This window comes from Actinoplanes derwentensis (assembly GCF_900104725.1).
GTDB classification, from domain to species: Bacteria; Actinomycetota; Actinomycetes; order Mycobacteriales; family Micromonosporaceae; genus Actinoplanes; species Actinoplanes derwentensis.
The window spans coordinates 2,494,863-2,516,919 of record NZ_LT629758.1 but is presented as its reverse complement, the minus strand read 5'-3'; the positions used below and the strand labels follow the sequence as shown (position 1 = coordinate 2,516,919).

Sequence of the window (22,057 nt, the reverse complement as noted above, 5' to 3'; positions counted from 1 at the left end):
GCAGAGGTGGTGCTCCGGCTGACCGATGTGGTCAAGACCTTCCCCGGGGTGAAAGCCCTCGACGGCGTCCAACTAGAGGTACGCGCCGGCGAAGTGCACTGCCTGCTCGGGCAGAACGGAGCCGGCAAGTCGACGCTCATCAAGGTGCTGTCCGGGGTACACCGCCCCGACTCGGGCACCGTCGAATGGCTCGGTGACCCGGTCGCGTTCGCCGATCCGCAGGCCGCCATGAATGCCGGTATCGCCACCATCTACCAGGAACTGGACCTGGTGGAGGACCTGACCGTCGCCGAGAACGTGTTCCTGGGCCACGAGCCACGCCGCGCGGGGTTCGTACGCCGCAAGCAGGCCGTAGCCCGGACCTCCGAGATCCTGGGCCGGCTCGGGCACGGTGAGATCCCGCCGCGTCGCCCGGTCCACAAACTGCAGGCCGCCGCGAAGCAGATCGTCAGCATGGCCCGGGCGCTGTCGCACGACGCCCGGCTGCTGATCATGGACGAGCCGAGTGCGGTGCTGGCCCACGACGAGGTGGAGAACCTGTTCCGGATCATCCGGGAACTGACCGCCCAGGGCATCGCCGTCGTCTACATCTCGCATCGGCTGGAGGAGATCCGGGTCATCGGCGATCGGGTGACCGTTCTCAAGGACGGTCGCACCACCGCGGCCGACCTCCCGGCCGCCGCGACCCCGACCGGTGAGCTGGTCAGCCGGATGACCGGACGGACCATCGAGTACGTCTTCCCGCCGCGTCCCGAGCCCGCCGACCGCGAGGAACTGCTGCGGGTGACGGGCCTGAGCCGCAGTGGCGAGTTCACCGACGTCTCACTCACCGTCGCCGCCGGCGAGATCGTCGGGATTGCCGGATTGGTCGGCTCCGGACGCTCCGAACTGCTGGAGACCGTTTACGGGGCGCGCCGCCCCGATTCCGGCACGGTCGAGTTCGACGGTCGCGGACTGCGGCCCGGTGACGTCGGATCCGCCGTACGCGCGGGAATGGGAATGGCTCCGGAGGAGCGCAAGAGTCAAGCCCTGCTGCTCGGCGAGCCGGTCCACCGCAACATGACCCTCGCGACGTTCACCCGGATCGCGCGGTTCGGGTTCACCAGTGCCCGGCGGGAACGGGCCGAAGCCGAACGGATCGCCGAGTCCCTCGAACTGCGCCCGCGTGACGTGAGCCGGCCGGTGCGCACCCTGTCCGGCGGCAACCAGCAGAAGGTGGTGGTCGGGCGGTGGCTGCTCGGCGGCACCCGGCTGCTGCTGCTCGACGAACCGACCCGGGGTGTGGACGTCGGCGCCCGCGCCGAGCTCTACCGGGTGATCCGTGACCTGGCCGCCGAGGGGGTCGGGGTGCTGCTGGTCTCCAGCGAGGTCCCGGAGGTGCTCGGTCTGGCCGACCGGGTGCTGGTGATGCGGGAGGGCCGGGTGGTCCACACCGCGCCCGCCAAACAAATCGACGAAGACGCCGTCCTCGATCTCGTGATGGCGGGGTCGCTCCTGGAAGGTGCCGCGCTATGACCCTCAGCGAACCGGTCGTCGCCGACCATCCGAAGTCCGGGACCGAACGGTCCCGCCGGATCCCGTGGGGCGGCGAGAACAGCGAGAACACCATCCGTAACCTGGTCCTGGTCGGTGTGCTGGTCGCGCTGATCGTGATCGGTGCGGTCACCCAGCCGCAGCTCTACAGCGACTCGGCCTGGGTCTGGAACAACGTCCTGTCGATCCTGCAGCTCGCCTCGGTGATCGGGGTGGTCACGGTCGGCATGACCTTCGTGATCATCGGCGGCGGCATCGATCTGTCGGTCGGCGCCATCGTCGCGCTGGCCGGGGTGTGGGCCACCACGGTCGCCACCCAGAGTTACGGCCCCGGCGGCATGATCTTCACCGCGATCGTGGTGGGCCTGGCTGTCGGGCTGGTGAACGGGCTGCTCATCTCGTACGGCAAGCTGGTGCCCTTCATCGCCACCCTCGCGATGCTGGTGGCCGCCCGCGGTCTGGCCGCGTCGATCTCCGGGAAGCAGACGCAGATCTCGGAGAGCGCCTTCATCAACGGCATCGCGGCCGGGAAACTGTTCGGCATCCCGCTGCTGGTCTACGTCCTGGCGGTGGTCGCCGCGGTCGGCTGGGTGCTGCTCAACCGCACCACGTTCGGCCGGCGCACGATCGCGGTCGGCGGCAACCCCGAGGCCGCACGTCTGGCCGGGATCAACGTCAAACGACACACCATGCTGTTGTACGGGTTGAGCGGGCTCTGCTGTGGCATCGCCGCGATCATGCTGACCGCCCAGGCCACCTCCGCGCAGGCCGCCATGGCCAACCTCTACGAACTGGACGCCATCGCCGCCGCGATCATCGGCGGCACCCTGCTCAGCGGCGGCCGCGGCACCATCGTCGGCTCGCTGCTCGGCGTGATCATCTTCGCCACCATCACCAACCTGTTCGCCATCAACGGGCTGTCCACCGAGGCCCAGAACATGGTCAAGGGCGGCATCATCATCGCCGCCGTCCTGGTTCAGCAGTTCCGGTTCAAAGCCGTCACCCAGTTCCTGAGCCGCAACAGAACCTAGTCCCGGCTTCTCGTCAGGCGACCGTCCGTGTGACGGCTGCCGGGTTCCGTGCACCCTTCTTCCGTTCCATCCATACCGATTAATCGGGAGATACCATGACACAGAGCAGTCGCGACCTGTCGCGACGCCGCCTGCTGCTCGGCGGTGCCGCACTCGGCGCGGGAACCCTCCTCACCGCGTGCACCAGCAACGAGACGAACTCCAACGACGCCCAGATCAAGCCGAACGAAGGCGGCGCCAGCGCCGGCAACGCGGCCCCCGGCACCAAGGTCGTCATCGGTTTCTCCGCACCGGCCGCCGACCACGGCTGGCTCGGCGCCATCATCACCAACGCGAAGGCGCAGGCCACCGCCTACTCCGACGTGGAACTGAAGACCGTCGAGTCCGGCTCCGACGCGGCCACCCAGCGGGCCGCCCTGTCCACCCTGCTCGGGCAGAAGCCCAACGTCATCGTGCTGCTGCCGCACGACGGCAAGGAACTGAACTCGTTCGGCCTGCAGGCGATGACCGCCGGTATCCCGGTGATCAACCTGGACCGGGCCTTCCCGGACGCCCGCGCCTACCGCACCCAGATCCTGGGCGACAACTACGGCATGGGCGTGGCCGCCGCCGACTACATCGTCGCCCAGATGAAAGCCAAGGGAATCAGCAACCCGGTGATCGGCGAGATCCCCGGCATCGACTCCCTGGAACTGACCCAGAACCGGTCCAAGGGCTTCTCCGACACCCTCGCCGCGGCCGGCTTCACCGTGCAACGGCGGGTCCCGGCCGAGTTCACCGTCGACACCGGCCAGCGGGCCGCCAGCCAGCTGCTGCAGGCCGTACCCAAGATGGACGCGCTCTGGAACCACGACGACGACCAGGGGGTCGGCGTGCTCGCCGCGATCAACCAGGCCGGTCGCAGCGAATTCATCATGGTCGGCGGCGCCGGCTCCAAGAAGGCGATGGAGGACATCCAGGCCGACAAGACCCCACTCAAGGCGACCGTCACCTACAGCCCGTCGATGGCCTCCTCGGCGATCTCGCTGGCCCGGCTGATCGGCCAGGGCAAGGGCCTGTCCGACCTGGTCGAGCTGCAGGTCCCCAAGGAGATCGTCCTGGCCTCGGAGACCATCACCAAGGAGAACGCGAGCGCGTACCTCAAGCTCGGTTTCTGATCGCACAAAGGGAGACCCATCTTGTCCACGCAGACCACGGACCTGCGCATCGGCATGGTCGGCTACGCGTTCATGGGAACCGCGCACTCACAGGCGTGGCGCACCGTGAACCGGGTCTTCGACCTGCCGCTGCGGGCCCGGATGACGGCCGTCAGCGGCCGGGATCCGGGCAAGGTCGCCGCGGCGGCGGCCCAGCTCGGCTGGGCGGAACACACCACCGACTGGCGGTCGCTGATCACCCGGGACGACATCGACCTGATCGACGTCTGCACCCCCGGCGACAGCCATGCCGAGATCGCGATCGCCGCCCTGGCCGCCGGCAAGCACGTCCTGTGCGAGAAACCCCTCGCGAACACCATCGACGAGGCACGTGCGATGGCGGCCGCCGCGGTCCGGGCGCAAGCCGGCGGAGTCCGGTCGATGTGCGGGTTCAACTACCGGCGGGTGCCGGCCGTCGCCCTGATGCGGCGGCTGGTCGCCGACGGCAGGCTCGGCGAGATCCGGCACGTACGCGCGGTGTACCTGCAGGACTGGATCACCGACCCGCAGTTCCCGCTGGTCTGGCGGCTGCAGAAGGACAAGGCGGGCTCCGGCGCGCTGGGTGACATCGGTGCGCACATCATCGACCTCACCCAGTACGTCACCGGTCAGCGGATCTCCGGGGTGAGCGCGCTGACCGAGACGTTCGTCAAACAGCGGCCGTTGCCGGGCGATTCGAGCGGACTCAGCGCCGGTGACACGGTGACCGGCACGGGTGATGTCACCGTCGACGACGCCGCGCTGTTCGTGGCCCGGCTCGATGGCGGGGCGATCGCCACCTACGAGGCCACCCGGTTCGCCACCGGCCGCAAGAACGGCCTGCGGGTGGAGATCAACGGGTCACAGGGGTCGGTGGTCTTCGACTTCGAGCGGATGAACGAGCTGGAGTTCTACGACGCCGCACTGCCCTCCGACGAGCAGGGCTTCAGCCGGATCCTGGTCACCGAGCCCGACCATCCGTACGTCGCCGCCTGGTGGCCGCCCGGTCACCTCATCGGTTACGAACACTCCTTCACCCACCAGGCCCGCGACCTGCTCGAAGCGATCGGCACCGGGGCTCCGATCGCGCCGTCGTTCACCGACGCCCTGCAGGTCCAGCTCGTCCTGGACGCCGTCGAACGTTCCGCCGCACTGGGTTCGTGGTCGGAGGTGGAACCGGCCCTGACCGAGATCGCCGCCTGACCACCGCCGGCCGACTGAGTTCACCGGCCGTCGACCAGCGAGGGTCCGGACACGGTTGCGCCCCGTGTCCGGACGGTCGACGCCGGCCGGTGACTGCCATAACCGTTGTCGCGAGTTCGGAGGATCGATGTCCTTGGGAGTCTGGCTGGTCGGTGGGCGCGGCAGCGTCGCCGTGACCAGCATCGTCGGAGCATTCGCGCTGCGTGCCGGACTGGCGCCGCCCACCGGTTGTGTCACCGAACTACCCGAGTTCCGCTCGTCCGGGCTCGCCGGATTCGGTGACCTGGTGTTCGGCGGCCACGACCCGTCACCGATACCGCTGACCAAGAAGGCCGAACAACTCGGCGACGCCGGGGTGGTACCGGCCGCCCTGGTCCGGGCACTGCACGACGACCTGGCCGCCGCCGACGCCGAGATCCGGCCGGTACCGGACGGCCCCGATCAAGCCATCACCGCCGCCCGGCTGGTCGCCGACCTGGTCGACTTCCGGCAGCGGCACGCCCTGGACCGGGTCGTGGTGATCAACGTGTCGTCCACCGAACCCGCCCCGGAACCACACCCCGCCCACGACACCATCGACGCTCTCGAGGACGCGCTGCGCACCGGCGCGACTATCCTGCCACCGAGCGCCCTGTACGCGTACGCCGCGTTCACCGCCGGTTGCCCGTTCGTCGACTTCACCCCGTCGGCCGGTGCCCGCCTGCCCGCCCTGGCCGAACTGGCCCGCCGGCAGGGACTGCCGCACGCCGGACACGACGGCAAGACCGGTGAGACGCTGCTCAAATCGGTGCTGGCGCCGATGTTCGCCCACCGGCACCTGCAGGTTCGTACCTGGTCGGGAATGAACCTGCTCGGCGGCGGCGACGGGGCCACCCTCACCGACCCGGGTGCCAACGCCGCCAAGTCCGCCAGCAAACAGCGCGTCCTCGCGGAGACCCTCGGCTACCAGCCGCAAGGTGTGGTCCGCATCGACTACGTCGAAGACCTCGGCGACTTCAAGACCGCCTGGGACCTGATCAGCTTCAACGGCTTCCTCGGCACCGGCATGCGCCTGGAATTCACCTGGCACGGCTGCGACTCGGCCCTGGCCGCACCCCTGATCCTCGACCTGGCCCGCCTCACCGGCGCCGCCCACGCCGCCGGCCACACCGGCCCGCTGACCGAACTGGCGTTCTTCTTCAAGGACCCGCTCGGCGACGGCCCGCACGGCCTGGCCGACCAGTGGCAGACCCTGACCGCGTTCGCCGCCGCCCTCGGCGCCGGACCCCAGGCATGACCAGCCTCCGCGAACCCGATCACCGAACTGGTGATGTGACCGACCGAAGCGAACCCGGTCACCGAACTGCTGACGTGACCGACCGAAGCGAACCCGGTCACCGAACTGCGGATGTGACCGGCCGCCGCGAACCTCGGCATCGGACCGGGTGGCGTGACCTGGTCGAACTCACCCGGGCGCCGGCCGCGCTGTCGGTGCCGGGTGACGTCGTGGCCGGTGCTGCCGCCGCCGGGGTGCTCAGGCCGCGCACGCTGGCGACGGCTGCCGCGTCGGTGTGCCTGTACTGGGCCGGGATGGCCGCCAACGACCTCGCGGACCGGCATGTCGACGCGGTCGAGCGTCCGCACCGGCCGATCCCGTCCGGCCGGGTGTCACCGGCCACCGCTGGCGGGATCGCCGCCGGGCTGACCGTGGCCGGGCTGGCCATCGCGGTCACGGCCGGTGGGCGACGGCAGATCCCGGTGGCGGTGTCGCTGGCCGGGGCGATCTGGTTGTACGACCTGGGCGCCAAGAACACCGTCGCGGGCCCGGCGGTGATGGCCACCTGCCGGGGCCTGAACGTGCTGCTCGGCACCGGCGGACGCTGGCGGCCCGCGGTGCCGTCCGCGCTGGTGGTGGCCGCGCACACCTACACGGTGACCGTTTTGTCCCAGCGCGAGGTGGAGGGCGCGGAACCGTCGCTGCCCCGGCGCACGCTGGCCGCCACCGCGGCGGTGGCCGTCGCCGCAGCCGGGGCCCGGTCCGGTCGCCGGATGCTCGGCGCGGCAGCTCTGGCCACCTGGTATCTGGCCCGCTACGGGGCGGCGCAACGTCGCGCGGCCGAGGACCCCACCGCGGCCCGGGTCCAGGACGCTGTCACCGCCGGTATCACCACCCTTCCGGTGTTGCAGGGCGCGCTGGCCGCGAGGTCCGGTGCCGGAGCGGCAGGCGTGGCCACCGCGGTCCTCGCCCCCGCAGCGGCCCGCCTGGCCCGAAAGGTGGCCGCGACATGAGCAAAAGCACGAACGGCGGCCGCGACGCGGGTGAAAGCGCGAACGGTGGCCGCGATAAGAGCAAAAGCACGAACGGCGGCCGCTGCAAGGGCGAAACCCCAGGCGGACTGCGATTCGGGTACGGCACCAACGGTTTCAGCAACCACCGCCTGACCGACGCGCTGGCAGTACTGGCCGACCTCGGCTACGACGGCGTAGCGCTCACCTTGGACCACGGGCACCTCAACCCGTACGCCAAAAATGTCTCCCGCCGAGTCGACGCGCTGGCCGAACGTCTGGCCCGCCTCGGGATGTCGGTGGTGATCGAAACCGGCGCCCGCTTCCTGCTCGACCGGTGGCACAAACACGCGCCGACCCTGCTGCACGACGAACGTGCCCGCCGCATCGACTTCCTGCAGCGAGCCGTGACGATCGGCGCCGACCTGGGCGCGGAGGCCGTCTCGTTCTGGGCCGGTGTGAAACCCGCCGACGTCGATGACACCACGGCCTGGCAGCGGCTGGTGAACGGCTGCGCCGAAGTCCTGTCCACCGCCCAGCAGCACGCGATGCCACTGGGTTTCGAACCGGAACCGGGCATGCTGGTCCAGGACATAGCCGACTGGCACCGCCTGCACGCGGCCCTCGGCGAACCAGCCGGTTTCGGCATCACTCTCGACATCGGCCATTGCCGCTGCCTGGAGTCGCTGCCGGTGCCCGACTGCGTGACCGCCGTGGCCGATCACCTGGTCAACGTGCAGATCGACGACATGCGCCGCGGCGTCCACGAGCACTTGGAGTTCGGCACCGGCGAGATCGACTTCCCACCCGTGCTGGCCGCGCTGGAGCGGGCTGGTTACCGAGGCCTGGTAGCCGTCGAACTACCCCGCCACTCGCACGCCGCCCCGACGGTGGCGGCCGACTCCCTGCGATTCCTCAAAGCCGCCTGAGGGGAGAACGTGATGGACCCGCACAACGCTTGGCTCGAAGCCGGTGTGGCCCGGGTGGCCGCCGACCCACCGAGCATCACCCGGCTGTTCGCCGCGGCCGGACGGCACTGTGCCCGGGAGGAGAAGGAGGCCGCCCGAGCCCGTCTGCTGCTCGCCCTGCCCGCCGCCGACCTGCCCCGATATGTCGACGACCTGTACCGGCACGGCGACGCGAACGAAAAACTGGCCGTCCTCAAAGCGCTACCGCAACTACCGATCGGCGCGGAGGCCGTGCCGCTGCTGCACGACGCGATCCGTACCAACGACACCCGGCTGGTGGCCGCGGCTCTCGGCCCGTACGCCCGGCACCTGGATCAGCCCGCGTGGCGGCAGTCGGTCCTGAAATGCGTGTTCATGGGCATACCCCTGGCGGTGGTGGATCGCTTGACCGACCGGGCCGACGCCGAACTCGCGGCGATGACCGCCGGGCTGCGCGACGAACGGGCCGCCGCCGGCCGCTCTTTCCCGGAGGACGCACGAAGTCTGCTGGAGGTTTGATGCGCATCTTCGACCCGCACATCCACATGACGTCCCGGACCACCGACGACTACCAGCGGATGGCCGCCGCCGGGGTCCGCGCGGTCGTCGAACCGGCGTTCTGGCTGGGCCAGCCCCGCACCAGCGCCGGCTCGTTCGCCGACTACTTCGACGCGCTCGTGGGCTGGGAACCGTTCCGGGCCGCCCAGTTCGGGATCCGGCACCACGCCACCATCGCGCTGAACCCGAAGGAGGCGAACGACCCGCGCTGCCGGGAAGCTCTCGCCCTGGTGCCCCGCTACCTGGACAAGGACTCGGTGGTGGCGGTCGGTGAGGTCGGCTACGACGCGATGACACCGGAGGAGGACGAGGTCTTCGCCGCGCAGCTCGCGATGGCTGTCGAGTACGAGCTGCCCGCGCTGGTGCACACGCCGCATCGGGACAAGGCGCGCGGTGTGGACCGTACCCTCGCGGTGGTCAAGGAGTCCGGCATCGCGATGGATCACGTGGTGGTGGACCACCTCAACGAGGTCACGATCGGGGCGGTGCACGACGCGGGCTGCTGGATGGGTTTCTCCATCTACCCGGACACCAAGATGTCACCGGACCGGATGGTCCAGATCCTGCGTGACCACGGCACGGCCCGGATCCTGGTCAATTCGGCCGCCGACTGGGGCCGATCGGACCCGCTGCTGACGTTGCGCACCGGGGAGGCGATGCTGGCCGCCGGGTTCACCGACGACGACGTGGACCGGGTGCTGTGGCGTAATCCGGTGGAGTTCTACGGCCAGTCCGGACGCCTGGACCTGACCGACATTCTCGAAAAAGAGGCCACCTTCGAGGGCAGTTCCATCCTGCGGGGTGGTAGCTGATGCGTTTGCGGCATCGCAGCGGACGGACGCTGCACCTGAGTTACTGCACCAACGTGCATCCGGCCGAGGACCTGCCCGGCATCGTGGCGCAACTCGACGCGTTCGCGGTGCCGGTCCGCAAACGGCTCGACACCGACGTACTCGGCCTCGGCTTGTGGCTGGCCGCCCCGGCCGCCGCCGAACTGGCCGCCGACCCGCGGGCCCGGCGACGGCTGCGCACCGAACTGGACACCCGCGGCCTGGAAGTGGTGACCCTCAACGGTTTTCCGTACGCCGCGTTCCAGGCTCCGGTGGTCAAACATGCCGTCTACCGCCCGGACTGGACCACCGAGGACCGGCTGCGTTACACGCTGGACCTGGCCCGGGTGCTGACCGATCTGCTGCCCGACGACGCCGCCCGCGGTTCGATCTCGACCCTGCCACTGGCCTGGCGTGATCCGTGGCGTCCCGACCAGCGCGACATCGCCGCCCGCAACCTGGATCGGCTCGCCGCCGGACTGGCCGAGATCGAGGACCAGACCGGCCGTCCGGTACGGGTGGGCTTCGAACCGGAACCCGGCTGCGTCGTCGAGAACACCACCCAGGCCACCGAACTGCTGGCAGCGGTCGACACCGGCCGTCTCGGCATCTGCCTCGACCTGGCCCACCTGGCGTGCGCTTGGGAGGAACCCGCCGAAGCCCTGCACCGCCTGTCCCAACAGGGACTGCCGGTGGTGAAGGTGCAGGTCAGTGCCGCTCTGGAGGTCGCCGACCCGGTCGCGGCCCGAGATGTGCTGCAGCAGTACGCCGAACCCCGGTTCCTGCATCAGACCCGCTCGGCGCACGGCCCCGCGACCGACGACCTGGACGAGGCGCTGGCCGCCGGCCTGCCCGGTCCGTGGCGGGTGCATTTCCACGTGCCGCTGCACGTCGCCCCCGCACCACCGCTGGCGAGCACCACGAAAGTCCTGGAGACCGCGCTGCACCACCTGATGGCCGCCGACGAACCGTGGTGCGACCACCTGGACGTGGAGACCTACACCTGGGACGTGCTGCCCGTCGACCGGCGCCCGGCCGGCCCGGCGGAACTGGCCGACGGCATCGCCGGGGAACTGGCGTACGCCCGCGATCTTCTCCACGAGCAGGTGGCAGAGTGAACAAGCTGGTCGTGCTGGACGTGGTCGGCCTGACTCCGCGGCTGCTGGAGCACATGCCGCGGCTGCGGGCGGTCGCCGACGCCGGGTTCTCGGCCCGGCTGGACCCGGTGCTGCCGGCGGTCACCTGCTCGGTGCAGGCGACCCTGCTGACCGGCGAGACCCCGGCCGGGCACGGTGTGGTCGGCAACGGCTGGTACTTCCGCGACCTCGGCGAGGTGCTGCTCTGGCGTCAGCATCACGGTCTGGTCGGTGGCGAGAAGGTGTGGCAGGCCGCCCGTAGGCACAAGCCCGGTTACACGGTGGCGAACATCTGCTGGTGGTACGCGATGGGCGCCGACGTCGACTGGACGGTCACACCCCGGCCGGTCTACCACGCCGACGGCCGCAAGGACCCGGACTGTTACACCGATCCACCGGAACTGCACGACGACCTCACCGCCGCGCTCGGCACGTTCCCGCTGTTCTCGTACTGGGGCCCGGGTGCCGGTCTGGCGTCGTCGCAGTGGATCTGTGCGGCCGCCCAGCGGGTGATGGCGCGGCACGACCCCGATCTGACCCTGGTCTACGTCCCGCACCTGGACTACGACCTGCAGCGCTACGGCCCGTCGGATCCGCGGGCGGCAGCGGCCGCCGCCGAACTGGACATCGTCCTGGAACCGCTGCTGCGGGCCGCCACCGAACGGGACGCGACGGTGGTGGTGCTGTCCGAGTACGGCATCACCGACGTCCGGCAGCCGGTCGACGTGAACCGGGCACTGCGCGCCGAGGGCCTGCTGCGCGTGCACACCCAGCAGGGCATGGAATACCTGGACCCGTGGACGTCCCGCGCGTTCGCGGTGGCCGACCATCAGATCGCGCACGTCTACGTCCGTGATCCGGCCGACCTGCCCCGGGTCGAGAAGATCCTGCAAGGGCTGCCCGGGGTGGCCGAGGTGCGGCACGGGCTCGATCATCCGCGCGCCGGGGACCTGGTGCTGGTCGCCGAGCCGGACGCCTGGTTCACCTACTACTACTGGCTCGACGACGACCGCGCCCCGGACTTCGCCCGCCTGGTCGACATCCACCGCAAACCCGGCTACGACCCGGCCGAACTGTTCTTCGATCCGGCCGCGCCGGCGGCGGCGAAACGGTGGGCCGCGGTGGCGCTGGCCCGCAAGAAGCTGGGCATGCGCTACCTGATGAGTGTGGTCGGACTGGACGCGGGCGCCCGCGCGGTCCGCGGCTCGCACGGCCGGCTGCCGGACGACGAGGCCGACTCCCCGATGCTGCTGTGTTCACGGGCCGGCGGCCCGGCGCGGATCGCCGCGACCGACGTGAAAGCGCTGCTGCTGGAACTGGCGGGCCTGTACCGGAGTACGTCGTGACCCAACTGGCCGTGGACCTGCGGGCCCGGTTCGACGCCCGGCTGGCCGCGTTCCTGAGCCGGCAGGGGCCGGGCTGGCCGGACGGCGCCCCGCACGGACTGCTGAACACGCTGCACCGGTTCGTGCTGGCCGGCGGCAAACGGTTACGGCCGACGTTCTGCTACTGGGGCTGGCGCGGCGCGGACGGCCCGGACGACGAGGCCATCGTGACCGCCGCGGCGTCGCTGGAGCTGTTCCACGCGTTCGCGCTGATCCACGACGACATCATGGACGGCAGCGTGCGGCGCCGCGGCGAACTGTCGGTGCACCAGTTCTTCGCCGACCGGCACGCCCGGTCGGCGTGGCGCGGCGACGCGGCCCGCTACGGCCGTAACACCGCCCTGCTCGGCGGGGACCTGTGCGCGGCCTGGGCGGACGAGATGTTCAACGGCTGCGGCTTGACCCGGGAGCAGGTGCATCGCGGTTATCCGGTGTTCGCGGGCATGCGGACCGAGGTGATCGCCGGGCAATACCTGGACCTGGTGTCCGGGGTCGGTGACGGCTCGGTGGCCGGTGCGCTGACGGTGATCCGGATGAAGTCGGCGCGGTACACGGTGACCCGCCCGCTGCAGATCGGGGCGGCTCTGGCCGGTGCGAGTGATGCGTTGCTGGCGTCGTTCGTGCAGTTCGGGGATCCGCTGGGCGACGCCTTCCAACTGCGGGACGACGTGCTCGGGGTGTTCGGCGATCCGGCGGTGACCGGCAAACCGGTGCTGGACGACCTGCGTGAGGGCAAACGCACGGCGATGGTGGCGTACGCCCGGGACCGCGCCGACCGAGCGCAGCTGACCCGGATCCGGGAGCTGTTCGGAGACCCGGAACTGGACGACCACGGCGCGGCCGAACTGCGCCGGATCATCGTCGACACCGGCGCGCGCGAGGCCACCGAGCGCCTGATCGAGACCCGCCTGAGCACCGCCCTGTCCGCCCTGAACCGGGCCGCACTGCCCGCCGAGGTGGCCACCGCGCTGCGGCGGCTCGCCGACGAGGTCGTCACCCGGCAGAGCTGAGCGTTTCGCACGCATCGACAGAAGTCGAGTTCCGGAAACGAAAAGTATAGACACTTTTCTATTAACTCCTTAATGTTCCTGACACACCACCCGCGCGGGTGCGCTCCTCCTCTGAAAGATCCCGTCCGGTCAGGAAGAGGTCACCCACCCATGCCCGACTCCACCCTGTGCCGGTGGCGGACCATCGCCGTCGCCGCCCTGCTCCCGGTCGCGGCCGCCGTCGTCGCCCTCCCGGCTCCGGCCTCCGCCCACCCGATCGATCCCGCCGACTTCCAGCAGGTCACCCTGGCCAAGGGTGAACCCGAGGTGGGTGAGCCGATGACCCTGGCCGTGCTGCCGGACCGTTCGGTGCTGCACACCGCCCGCAACGGCACCGTGCGCCGGACCGACAGTTCCGGCACCACCGCCGTGGCCGGCACCGTGCCCGTCTACACCCACGACGAGGAGGGTCTGCAGGGCATTGGCGTCGACCCGGGTTTCGCCACCAACCGGCACATCTACCTCTATTACGCGCCGCCGCTGTCCACCCCGGCCGGCGACGCCCCGGCCGCGGGCGGTGACTGGTCGCTCTGGCAGGGGGTCAACCGGCTCGCCCGGTTCACCCTGACCGCCGACTGGAAGCTGTCGGCCGAGACCCGGATCCTGGACGTGCCCGCCGACCGGGGCCTGTGCTGTCACGTCGGCGGCGACATCGACTTCGACGCCGCCGGCAACCTGTACCTGTCCACCGGCGACGACAGCAACCCGTTCCAGTCCGACGGTTTCGCCCCACTGGACGAACGCGCCGACCGTAACCCGGCCTTCGACGCCCAGCGCACCAGCGCCAACACCGACGATCTGCGCGGCAAGATCCTCAGGATCAAGGTCAACAGCGACGGGTCGTACGCCGTACCAGCCGGAAATCTCTTCGCCCCCGGCACCGCGAGTACCCGGCCGGAGATCTACGCGATGGGCTTCCGCAACCCGTTCCGGATGAGTGTCGACCGCGCGACCGGTGCGGTCTACGTCGGCGACTACGGGCCCGACTCCGGCACCACCACCGGCCGTGGTCCGAGCGGGCAGGTCGAGTTCAACCGGATCACCGCACCCGGCAACTTCGGCTGGCCCTACTGCACCGGCACGAACACCGCGACCGAGACGTACGCCGAATGGAACTTCGCCACCGGAACCGCCGGACCGAAGTACAACTGCGCGGGCGGCCCGGTCAACAACTCGTTCCGCAACACCGGCCAGGCCACGTTGCCACCGGCGAGACCGGCCTGGATCCGGTACGCCGGTGACGCGGGCAGCCCGCCGGAGTTCGGTGGCGGCTCGGAGTCGCCGATGGCCGGGCCGGTGTACCGCTACGACGCCGCGTCCACGTCGGCGACGAAGTTCCCGCAGTCGTTCGAGGGCCACTTCTTCGCCGGTGAACTCGGCCGCGGCTGGATCAAACCGATCCACGTCGGCGCCGACGGCAGTCCCGGTGAGATCACCACGTTCCCGTGGAACGGCAAGCAGGTGATGGACTCGGCGTTCGGGCCGGACGGGTCGCTCTATGTGCTCGACTACGGCACCGGATATTTCAACGGGGACGAGAACTCCGCGCTGTACCGCTACGACCACGTCGGCGGCGGTAACCGCAGTCCCACGGCGAACGCGACCGCGGACAAGGTCACCGGGCAGGCGCCGTTGACGGTCACCTTCTCGTCGGCCGGCTCCAGCGACCCCGAGGGCGGGACGCTCACCTACCTGTGGAACTTCGGGGACGGCACCACCTCCACGGCGGCGAACCCTTCCAAGACGTACACCAGCAATGGCTCTTATCAAGTGACGCTGACCGTGACCGACCCGCAAGGCGCGACCGGCACCGCTGGTGTGCAGATCGGCGTCGGTAACACCGCGCCTACGGTGACCATCACGACGCCCGGCGACGGCCGGCTGTTCTCCTTCGGCGACACCGTGCCGTTCGCGGTGACCGTCACCGATCCGGAGGACCCGGCCATCGACTGCACCAAGGTCAAGATGACCTACGTGCTCGGCCATGACCAGCACGGACACCAGATCACCTCGGCCACCGGCTGCACCGGCTCGCTGAGCATCCCGGTCGACGGTGAGCACGACGCGGCCGCGAACATCTTCGCCGTGTTCGACGCCGAGTACACCGACGCCGGTGGTCTGACCACGCACACCCAGCACGTCCTGCAGCCGCGGCACCGGCAGGCCGAGCACTTCAAGAACAGTTCCGGGGTCAACACGTTCACCAAGACCACCGCCGAGGGCGGCCGGACCGTCGGCGACATCAACGCCGGCGACTGGATCTCCTTCGATCCGTACCGGCTGGGTGACACCACCGGGTTCACCGTCCGGGCCTCGTCGGCCGGAGCGGGCGGCACCGTGCAGGTCCGTGCCGGGTCGGCCACCGGCACCGTGCTCGGTTCGGCGATCGTGCCGGTCACCGGCGGCTGGGACGTCTTCACCGAGGTCACCGGCGTGATCAGCAACCCGCCGGCCGGCACCACCACGCTCTACCTGACGTTCGCCGGTGGGACCGGGGCGCTGTTCGACCTGGACGCGTTCACCTTCCGGACCGTCGGCCCGGTGGTCGGGCTGGCCGGTAAGTGCCTGGACGTGAGCGGGGCCGGAACCGCCGACGGCACCAAGATCCAACTGTGGACGTGCAACGGCACCGCCGCCCAGAACTGGCAGATCACCGGTCAGGTGTGGCGGAACCCGGCGTCGAACAAGTGCCTGGACGCGGCCGGTGGCGCCACCGCCAACGGGACCAAGGCGCAGCTGTGGACCTGTAACGGCAGCGGCGCGCAGAACTGGACGGCTCAGAGCAACCGGACGGTCCGTAATCCGCAGTCCGGCCGCTGCCTGGACGTCTCCGAGGTCAAACCGGACGACGGCCAGCAGATTCACCTGTGGGACTGCAACGGCGCCGCCAACCAACTCTGGAACCTTCCCTGACCAGGTAAGGAGACCCATCGTGCGCAGAATTCTTCTCGGTGCGGCGACAGCCGCGCTGACCCTCCTGGCGAGCGGCGCGCCGGCCCTCGCCGACACCCCGTACGACGTGCTGGTCTTCTCCAAGACCGCCGGTTTCCGGCACGACTCGATCAGCACCGGGGTGCAGGCGATCCGTGAGCTGGGCACCGCGAACGGCTTCACCGTCACCGCCACCGAGGACGCCACCGCGTTCACCAGCGCGAACCTGGCCCAGTACGAGGCGGTGGTCTTCCTGAACACCACCGGCGACGTGCTGAACGACGTCCAGCAGACCGCGTTCGAGTCCTACATCCGCGCCGGTGGCGGCTACACCGGTATCCACGCGGCCGCCGACACCGAATACGACTGGCCGTTCTACGGTCAGCTGGTCGGCGCCTGGTTCGCCTCCCACCCGGCGATCCAGCCGGCCCGGGTGGAGGTGGCGGACCGGGCGCACGCGGCCACCGCGCATCTGCCGCAGATCTGGAACCGCACCGACGAGTGGTACGACTACCGCACCAATGCCCGCAGCACCGCCCACGTGCTGGCCACCCTGGACGAGACGTCGTACTCCGGTGGGACGATGGGCGCCGATCACCCGCACGCCTGGTGCAAGACCCTGGACGCGGGCCGGTCGTTCTACACCGGCGGCGGGCACACCCAGCAGTCGTACGCCGACGCCGCCTTCCGTGCCCACCTGCTCGGCGGCATCCGTTACACAGCCGGTCAGGTGCGGGCCGACTGCCGCCCGGAGACCGGCTACACCCCGCTGTACGACGGCTCGACCACCGGCTGGCAGCAGGCCGGGCCGGGCGCCTTCACCAACAGCGACGCCACTCTGACCTCGACCGGTGGGCTCGGCCTGCTGTGGTACTCCGGCAAGGCGTTCACCGACTACTCGCTCAAACTGGACTGGAGGATGGCCGGGGACGACAACTCCGGGGTGTTCATCGGCTTCCCGCCGTCGAGTGACCCGTGGTCGGCGGTGAACAACGGTTACGAGATCCAGATCGACGCCACCGACGCCGCCGACCGGACCACCGGCGCGGTCTACAGCTTCCAGGGCGCGAACGCGGCGGCCCGGGACGCGGCGCTGAATCCGCCGGGGGAGTGGAACACCTACGAGCTGCTGGTTCAGGGCCAGCGTCTGCAGGTGCTGCTCAACGGCGTGAAGATCAACGACTTCACCAACACCGATCCGGTACGTGATCTCGCCGGTCACGTCGGCCTGCAGAACCACGGCGACGGCGACGACGTGTCGTTCCGTAACGTGCGGATCAAGGAGCTCGGCACCCCACCGGCCGGTCCGGGCCCGGTGGTCGGGCTGGCCGGCAAGTGCCTGGACGTGAGCGGGGCCGGAACCGCCGACGGCACCAAGATCCAGCTGTGGACCTGCAACGGAACCGGGGCGCAGAACTGGCAGGTCAGCGGCCAGGTGTGGCGGAACCCCGCGTCGAACAAGTGCCTGGACGCGGCCGGTGGCGCGACCGTGAACGGCACGAAGGCGCAGCTGTGGACGTGCAACGGCAGCGGGGCGCAGAACTGGGTGGCTCAGGCCGGCCGGACCGTCCGTAACCCGCAGTCCGGCCGCTGCCTGGACGTCTCGGAGGCCCGCCCGGCCGACGGCCAGCAGATCCACCTGTGGGACTGCCTCGGCGCGGCCAATCAACTGTGGACCGTGGGCTGACCGGCGGCATAGAGTAGGCGGCGACGAACACGGACGCCGCCCGGTGTCCGGGTGGGAGGCGCAAACCCACCCGGCACTTCCATGCCGCCGGCCGCCGCCACGACGTCACGCCCCGGGCGGTTCCTCGCGCTGCCTCACTGTCGCAGTGAGGAGTGAAATCATGGCACGACCCATCACCCTGTTCACCGGCCAGTGGGCCGATCTGCCGTTCGACCAGGTGTGCCGGCTGGCCTCCGAGTGGGGTTACGACGGTCTAGAGATCGCCTGTTGGGGCGACCACTTCGAGGTCGACAAGGCCCTGGCCGACGACGGTTACGTCGACCGCAAACGTGAGCAGCTGGCCAAGTACAACCTGCAGGTGTTCGCGATCAGCAACCATCTGGTCGGGCAGGCCGTCTGCGACCATCCGATCGACGAGCGGCATCAGGACATCCTGCCCGCCCGGATCTGGGGCGACGGCGCACCGGAGGGGGTCCGGCAGCGGGCCGCCGACGAGATCAAGGACACCGCCCGGGCGGCCGCCAAGCTCGGGGTTCGTACCGTCGTCGGATTCACCGGATCTTCCATCTGGCACACCCTGGCCATGTTTCCGCCGGTGCCGCCGTCGATGATCGAACGTGGGTACGCCGACTTCGCCGACCGGTGGAACCCGATCCTCGACGTGTTCGGTGAGGTGGGGGTCCGGTTCGCGCACGAGGTGCATCCGAGCGAGATCGCCTATGACTACTGGACGACGAAGCGGACCCTGGAGGCGATCGGCCACCGGCCGGAGTTCGGCCTGAACTGGGATCCGTCGCACTTCGTCTGGCAGGACCTGGACCCGGTCAACTTCATTTTCGACTTCGCCGACCGGATCTACCACGTGGACTGCAAGGACGCGAAGGTGCGCACCGGTGACGGCCGCCGGGGCCGGCTCGCCTCCCACCTGCCGTGGGCGGATCTGCGCCGGGGCTGGGACTTCGTGTCCACCGGGCACGGTGACGTGCCGTGGGAGGACTGTTTCCGGGCGCTGAACGCGATCGGTTACGACGGCCCGCTCTCGATCGAGTGGGAGGACGCCGGCATGGATCGGCTCGTCGGGGCGCCGGAGGCTCTGAAGTTCGTGCGGGGGCTGGCGTTCGACGCGCCGTCGGCGGCCTTCGACGCGGCGTTCTCCTCGAACCAATAGCACCGTCAGCGCGGTCAGGCCGGGCGCTTTGCGTCCGGCCATGCGTTGTTTCATCAGATCGTGCAGAAGTTAGATTGTTTCATGCCGATGTTTAACTAGTGACAGACGTAAATACGCGGTAACGTCCGGGAAGTTGCCGGCTACGGGAGGATTCCGCTCCCGCATGCCATCCGAGTTCATCACCGAAACCGGAGGCAGAACGATCATGACCGAACTCAGCCGACGTCATCTTCTCGGCGCAGCGGCCGCCGTCGGGGCATCCACCGCCCTGGGCTCGCCCGCTTCCGCCGGCGGACACTCGAACTCCGCCCACCGGGTTCCCCGCGATCAGATCAGCGTGCAGCTCTACACGCTGCGCAATCAGCTCTCGGTGAATCTGGAGACCACCTTCACCGAGCTCGCCGCGATCGGTTACCGGCGGGTCGAACACGCCGGCTTCGTCGGCCGGACCGCCGCCCAGTTCCGGGCCGCCCTCGACAACGCCGGGCTGAAGGCCACCTCCGGGCACGCCGGCATCCCGCAACCGTGGAACGCCGAGACCTGGAAACGGGCCCTGGACGACGCCGCGATCGTCGGCAACAAGTTCATCGTCCACCCCTACTTCGGCACCGGACCGACCGGTCCGATCCGGGACGCAGCCGTCTACCGGGCGTTCGCCGCCGACCTCGACAAGGCCGGTGAACTGGCCCGCCGGGCCGGGCTCAGCTTCGGCTACCACAACCACCACAACGAGTTCCTGCGCCAGAGCGGCGGGGACCGGACCGGATTCGACATCCTCACCGACGAGACCGACGCCCGGCTCGTACACCTCGAAGTGGATCTCTATTGGGCGTGGCGGGGTGCCGCCGACCCGATCGACCTGATCGAGCGCAACCGCAAGCGGATCAAGCAGGTGCACGTCAAGGACATGGACGTGAACAGCAGCTTCGCCGACCCGGGCGCGGGCCTGATCGACTTCCAGCGGATCTTCCGGCGGGCCAGGGAGGCCGGCCTGGTCGAGTACATCGTGGAACGCGACGACGCGGGCAGCCCGCCCCGCACCCCGGCCCAGGCCCTCGACACGGCCCGGGTCGGCTACCAGTACCTGTCCGGACTGAGGTTCTGACATGCGCCGACTTCTCACCGCCTGCGCCGCCGGCCTGCTCGTTCTCGGTGCACCCAGCCCGGTCCGGGCCGCGCCGCCGCCGGACAGCGACTTCCAGAAGGTCACCCTCAACGACTTCCCCGGCGAGCCGATGGCCCTGGCCGTGCTACCCGACGGGCGGGTGCTGCACACCGCCCGCAAAGGCCAGGTCCGCATCCACGAGCCACGCACCGGCCGCAACGTGCTCGCCGCGACCATCCCGGTCTACCTGCACGACGAGGAAGGGGTCCAGGGCATCGCCGTCGACCCCGACTTCAAGACCAACAACTGGGTGTACGTCTACTACAGCCCGGTCCTGAACACCCCGGTCGACGATCCCGCCACCCCGGCGGTCAACGAGGGCGACGCGCCCTTCAACGGCACCCCGGCCGACTTCGCCCCGTTCCGGGGCCACCTGCAACTGTCCCGGTTCAAGCTGCGTGGCAACACCCTCGCACTCGGCACCGAGCAGAAGATCCTGCAGGTGCCGGTCGACCGCGGCATCTGCTGCCACGTCGGCGGCAAGATCGACTTCGACTCCGGCGGCAACCTCTACCTGTCCACCGGCGACGACACCAACCCGTTCTTCTCCGCCGGGTACACCCCGATCGACGAGAGCCCGGACCGCAACCCGGCCTTCGACGCCCAGCGCAGCGCGGGCAACACCAACGACCTGCGCGGCAAACTACTGCGGATCACCGTGAAGGCGAACGGCTCCTACACGATCCCGCGCGGCAACCTGTTCAAGAAGGGCACCGCGAAGACCCGCCCGGAGATCTACGCGATGGGTCTGCGCAACCCGTTCCGCTTCGACGTCGACGAGAAGACCGGCGTGATCTACCTGGCCGACTACTCGCCGGACGCGCAGCAGCCCAACCCGCAGCGCGGCCCCGCCGGGCACGGCCGCTGGATGGCCGTCGACAAGCCCGCCAACTACGGCTGGCCGTACTGTGTGGCGCCCGACAAGCCGTACGTCGACTTCGACTTCGCCACCGGCACCTCCGGCGCGCCGTTCGACTGCGCCGCACCGGTCAACGCGTCGCCGAACAACACCGGTCTGCGTGAGCTGCCGCCGGTGGAGAAGGCCGAGGTCATCTACACCTACTCGGCCGGCACCGAGTTCCCGCAGCTCGGTGCCGGTGGTATCGGCCCGATGGGTGGCCCGGCCTACCAGTACGACAAGCGCGTCAGGTCGCCGTTCCAGTGGCCGGCCGACTTCGCGGGCAAGCCGCTGTTCTACGAGTGGACCCGCGACTACGTCAAGGCGTTCAGCCTGGACCGCCGCCACCAGGTCACCGCGATCGACCCGGTGCTGCCGTCGATCGCCTTCGACAATCCGATGGACCTGGAATTCGGGCCGGACGGGGCGCTGTACGTTCTGGAATACGGTGACGGCTACTTCTCCGAGAACCCCGAGGCGCAGCTGGCACGTGTCGATTACGCGCCGAAGAACAAGACGCCGATCGTGAAGACAAGCGGCACCCCGACGGTGGGATCCGCGCCTTTCACGGTGAACTTCTCCAGTGCCGGAACCGTCGATCCGGACGGCGACGCGCTGCGGTACGCGTGGGACTTCGACGCCGACGGCCGGGTCGACTCCCGGCGGCCGAACCCGTCTTACACCTACACCGAGAACGGTGACTACCGGGCCACCCTGAAGGTCACCGACGCCACCGGCCGGTCCGCCTCCGCCGAGATCCTGCTGCACGTCGGCCCGGTGGCGCCCACAGTGTCGTTCGTGACCCCCACCAACGGTCAGGAGTTCGCGTTCGGCGACACCGTCACCTTCCAGGTGAACGTGGTCGACGACGCCCCGGTGAACTGCGCGAACGTCCAGGTTTCCTACATCCTCGGCCACGACCAGCACGGCCACCCGCTGTCCACCGCGTCCGGCTGCACCGGCTCGATCACCACGTTCGTCGACCCCGGACACGAGGGCCAGGACAACCTGACCGCGGTGTTCGTCGCCGAGTACACCGACGCCCAGGGCCAGACCGGCTCGGCCGAGGTGGTGCTGACCCCCACCGACTGACCCG

General features: G+C 69.8%; 17 protein-coding genes. All 17 read left to right on the top strand.

The features are described from left to right. Positions 1-6: 6 nt before the first annotated feature. The 17 genes from BLU81_RS11645 to BLU81_RS11565 all read left to right on the top strand — a co-directional run bounded on the left by BLU81_RS11645 (position 7) and on the right by BLU81_RS11565 (position 22,053). Entirely contained in the window at positions 7-1,515 is a 1,509-nt protein-coding gene (locus BLU81_RS11645; RefSeq protein WP_231954763.1) for a sugar ABC transporter ATP-binding protein, read from the top strand. Then, positions 1,512-2,564 (top strand): ABC transporter permease, encoded by a 1,053-nt coding sequence (locus BLU81_RS11640; protein WP_092544218.1) that lies wholly within the window; start codon positions 1,512-1,514, stop codon positions 2,562-2,564. Before BLU81_RS11645 ends, BLU81_RS11640 begins: the two co-directional genes overlap by 4 nt. Before the next feature lie 95 nt (positions 2,565-2,659). After that, positions 2,660-3,721 (top strand): substrate-binding domain-containing protein, encoded by a 1,062-nt coding sequence (locus tag BLU81_RS11635; RefSeq protein ID WP_092544216.1) that lies wholly within the window; start codon positions 2,660-2,662, stop codon positions 3,719-3,721. Positions 3,722-3,775: 54 nt separating this feature from the next. Further along, positions 3,776-4,942 (top strand): Gfo/Idh/MocA family protein, encoded by a 1,167-nt coding sequence (locus BLU81_RS11630; protein WP_172890791.1) that lies wholly within the window; start codon positions 3,776-3,778, stop codon positions 4,940-4,942. 127 nt (positions 4,943-5,069) lie between these two features. After that, on the top strand, positions 5,070-6,218 hold the full coding sequence (locus BLU81_RS11625; protein WP_092544212.1) for an inositol-3-phosphate synthase: 1,149 nt from the start codon (positions 5,070-5,072) through the stop codon (positions 6,216-6,218). 74 nt (positions 6,219-6,292) lie between these two features. After that, positions 6,293-7,210 (top strand): SCO3242 family prenyltransferase, encoded by a 918-nt coding sequence (locus BLU81_RS11620; protein ID WP_307833801.1) that lies wholly within the window; start codon positions 6,293-6,295, stop codon positions 7,208-7,210. After that, positions 7,207-8,136, top strand: a complete 930-nt coding sequence (locus BLU81_RS11615) for a sugar phosphate isomerase/epimerase family protein (RefSeq protein ID WP_092544208.1) — start codon at positions 7,207-7,209, stop codon at positions 8,134-8,136. The genes BLU81_RS11620 and BLU81_RS11615 overlap by 4 nt, the downstream gene beginning before the upstream one ends. Positions 8,137-8,148: 12 nt before the next feature. Continuing rightward, the gene (locus tag BLU81_RS11610) at positions 8,149-8,673 is read left to right on the top strand and encodes an EboA domain-containing protein (protein WP_092544206.1); all 525 of its coding nucleotides are present in this window, start codon (positions 8,149-8,151) and stop codon (positions 8,671-8,673) included. After that, on the top strand, positions 8,673-9,524 hold the full coding sequence (locus BLU81_RS11605; protein WP_092544204.1) for a TatD family hydrolase: 852 nt from the start codon (positions 8,673-8,675) through the stop codon (positions 9,522-9,524). The genes BLU81_RS11610 and BLU81_RS11605 overlap by 1 nt, the downstream gene beginning before the upstream one ends. After that, positions 9,524-10,660 (top strand): metabolite traffic protein EboE, encoded by a 1,137-nt coding sequence (gene eboE, locus BLU81_RS11600; RefSeq protein WP_092544202.1) that lies wholly within the window; start codon positions 9,524-9,526, stop codon positions 10,658-10,660. Before BLU81_RS11605 ends, eboE begins: the two co-directional genes overlap by 1 nt. Further along, positions 10,657-12,024 carry an alkaline phosphatase family protein gene (locus BLU81_RS11595; RefSeq protein ID WP_092544200.1) on the top strand — a complete coding sequence of 456 codons (1,368 nt, stop codon included), beginning with the start codon at positions 10,657-10,659 and terminating at the stop codon, positions 12,022-12,024. Before eboE ends, BLU81_RS11595 begins: the two co-directional genes overlap by 4 nt. Then, on the top strand, positions 12,021-13,073 hold the full coding sequence (locus BLU81_RS11590) for a polyprenyl synthetase family protein (protein WP_092544198.1): 1,053 nt from the start codon (positions 12,021-12,023) through the stop codon (positions 13,071-13,073). The genes BLU81_RS11595 and BLU81_RS11590 overlap by 4 nt, the downstream gene beginning before the upstream one ends. A 150-nt stretch (positions 13,074-13,223) precedes the next feature. Continuing rightward, on the top strand, positions 13,224-16,025 hold the full coding sequence (locus BLU81_RS11585; RefSeq protein WP_092544196.1) for a PQQ-dependent sugar dehydrogenase: 2,802 nt from the start codon (positions 13,224-13,226) through the stop codon (positions 16,023-16,025). A 19-nt stretch (positions 16,026-16,044) separates the two neighbouring features. Then, positions 16,045-17,730 carry a ThuA domain-containing protein gene (locus BLU81_RS11580; protein ID WP_197686194.1) on the top strand — a complete coding sequence of 562 codons (1,686 nt, stop codon included), beginning with the start codon at positions 16,045-16,047 and terminating at the stop codon, positions 17,728-17,730. Positions 17,731-17,890: 160 nt separating this feature from the next. After that, the gene (locus tag BLU81_RS11575) at positions 17,891-18,898 is read left to right on the top strand and encodes a sugar phosphate isomerase/epimerase family protein (RefSeq protein WP_092544194.1); all 1,008 of its coding nucleotides are present in this window, start codon (positions 17,891-17,893) and stop codon (positions 18,896-18,898) included. Between the two features lie 205 nt (positions 18,899-19,103). After that, positions 19,104-20,003, top strand: coding sequence for a sugar phosphate isomerase/epimerase family protein (locus tag BLU81_RS11570; protein WP_231954422.1), 900 nt, complete (start codon positions 19,104-19,106; stop codon positions 20,001-20,003). A 1-nt stretch (position 20,004) separates the two neighbouring features. Continuing rightward, positions 20,005-22,053, top strand: coding sequence for a PQQ-dependent sugar dehydrogenase (locus BLU81_RS11565; RefSeq protein ID WP_092544192.1), 2,049 nt, complete (start codon positions 20,005-20,007; stop codon positions 22,051-22,053). Positions 22,054-22,057: the final 4 nt, after the last annotated feature.

What these genes read in the sequence shown, in the direction of transcription:
- BLU81_RS11640 (WP_092544218.1), top strand. Translation starts at nt 1,512, where the DNA reads ATGACCCTCAGCGAACCGGTCGTCGCCGACCATCCGAAGTCCGGGACC.
- BLU81_RS11635 (WP_092544216.1), top strand. Translation starts at nt 2,660, where the DNA reads ATGACACAGAGCAGTCGCGACCTGTCGCGACGCCGCCTGCTGCTCGGC.
- BLU81_RS11630 (WP_172890791.1), top strand. Translation starts at nt 3,776, where the DNA reads ATGGTCGGCTACGCGTTCATGGGAACCGCGCACTCACAGGCGTGGCGC.
- BLU81_RS11625 (WP_092544212.1), top strand. Translation starts at nt 5,070, where the DNA reads ATGTCCTTGGGAGTCTGGCTGGTCGGTGGGCGCGGCAGCGTCGCCGTG.
- BLU81_RS11615 (WP_092544208.1), top strand. Translation starts at nt 7,207, where the DNA reads ATGAGCAAAAGCACGAACGGCGGCCGCGACGCGGGTGAAAGCGCGAAC.
- BLU81_RS11610 (WP_092544206.1), top strand. Translation starts at nt 8,149, where the DNA reads ATGGACCCGCACAACGCTTGGCTCGAAGCCGGTGTGGCCCGGGTGGCC.
- BLU81_RS11605 (WP_092544204.1), top strand. Translation starts at nt 8,673, where the DNA reads ATGCGCATCTTCGACCCGCACATCCACATGACGTCCCGGACCACCGAC.
- eboE (WP_092544202.1), top strand. Translation starts at nt 9,524, where the DNA reads ATGCGTTTGCGGCATCGCAGCGGACGGACGCTGCACCTGAGTTACTGC.
- BLU81_RS11585 (WP_092544196.1), top strand. Translation starts at nt 13,224, where the DNA reads ATGCCCGACTCCACCCTGTGCCGGTGGCGGACCATCGCCGTCGCCGCC.
- BLU81_RS11575 (WP_092544194.1), top strand. Translation starts at nt 17,891, where the DNA reads ATGGCACGACCCATCACCCTGTTCACCGGCCAGTGGGCCGATCTGCCG.
- BLU81_RS11570 (WP_231954422.1), top strand. Translation starts at nt 19,104, where the DNA reads ATGACCGAACTCAGCCGACGTCATCTTCTCGGCGCAGCGGCCGCCGTC.
- BLU81_RS11565 (WP_092544192.1), top strand. Translation starts at nt 20,005, where the DNA reads ATGCGCCGACTTCTCACCGCCTGCGCCGCCGGCCTGCTCGTTCTCGGT.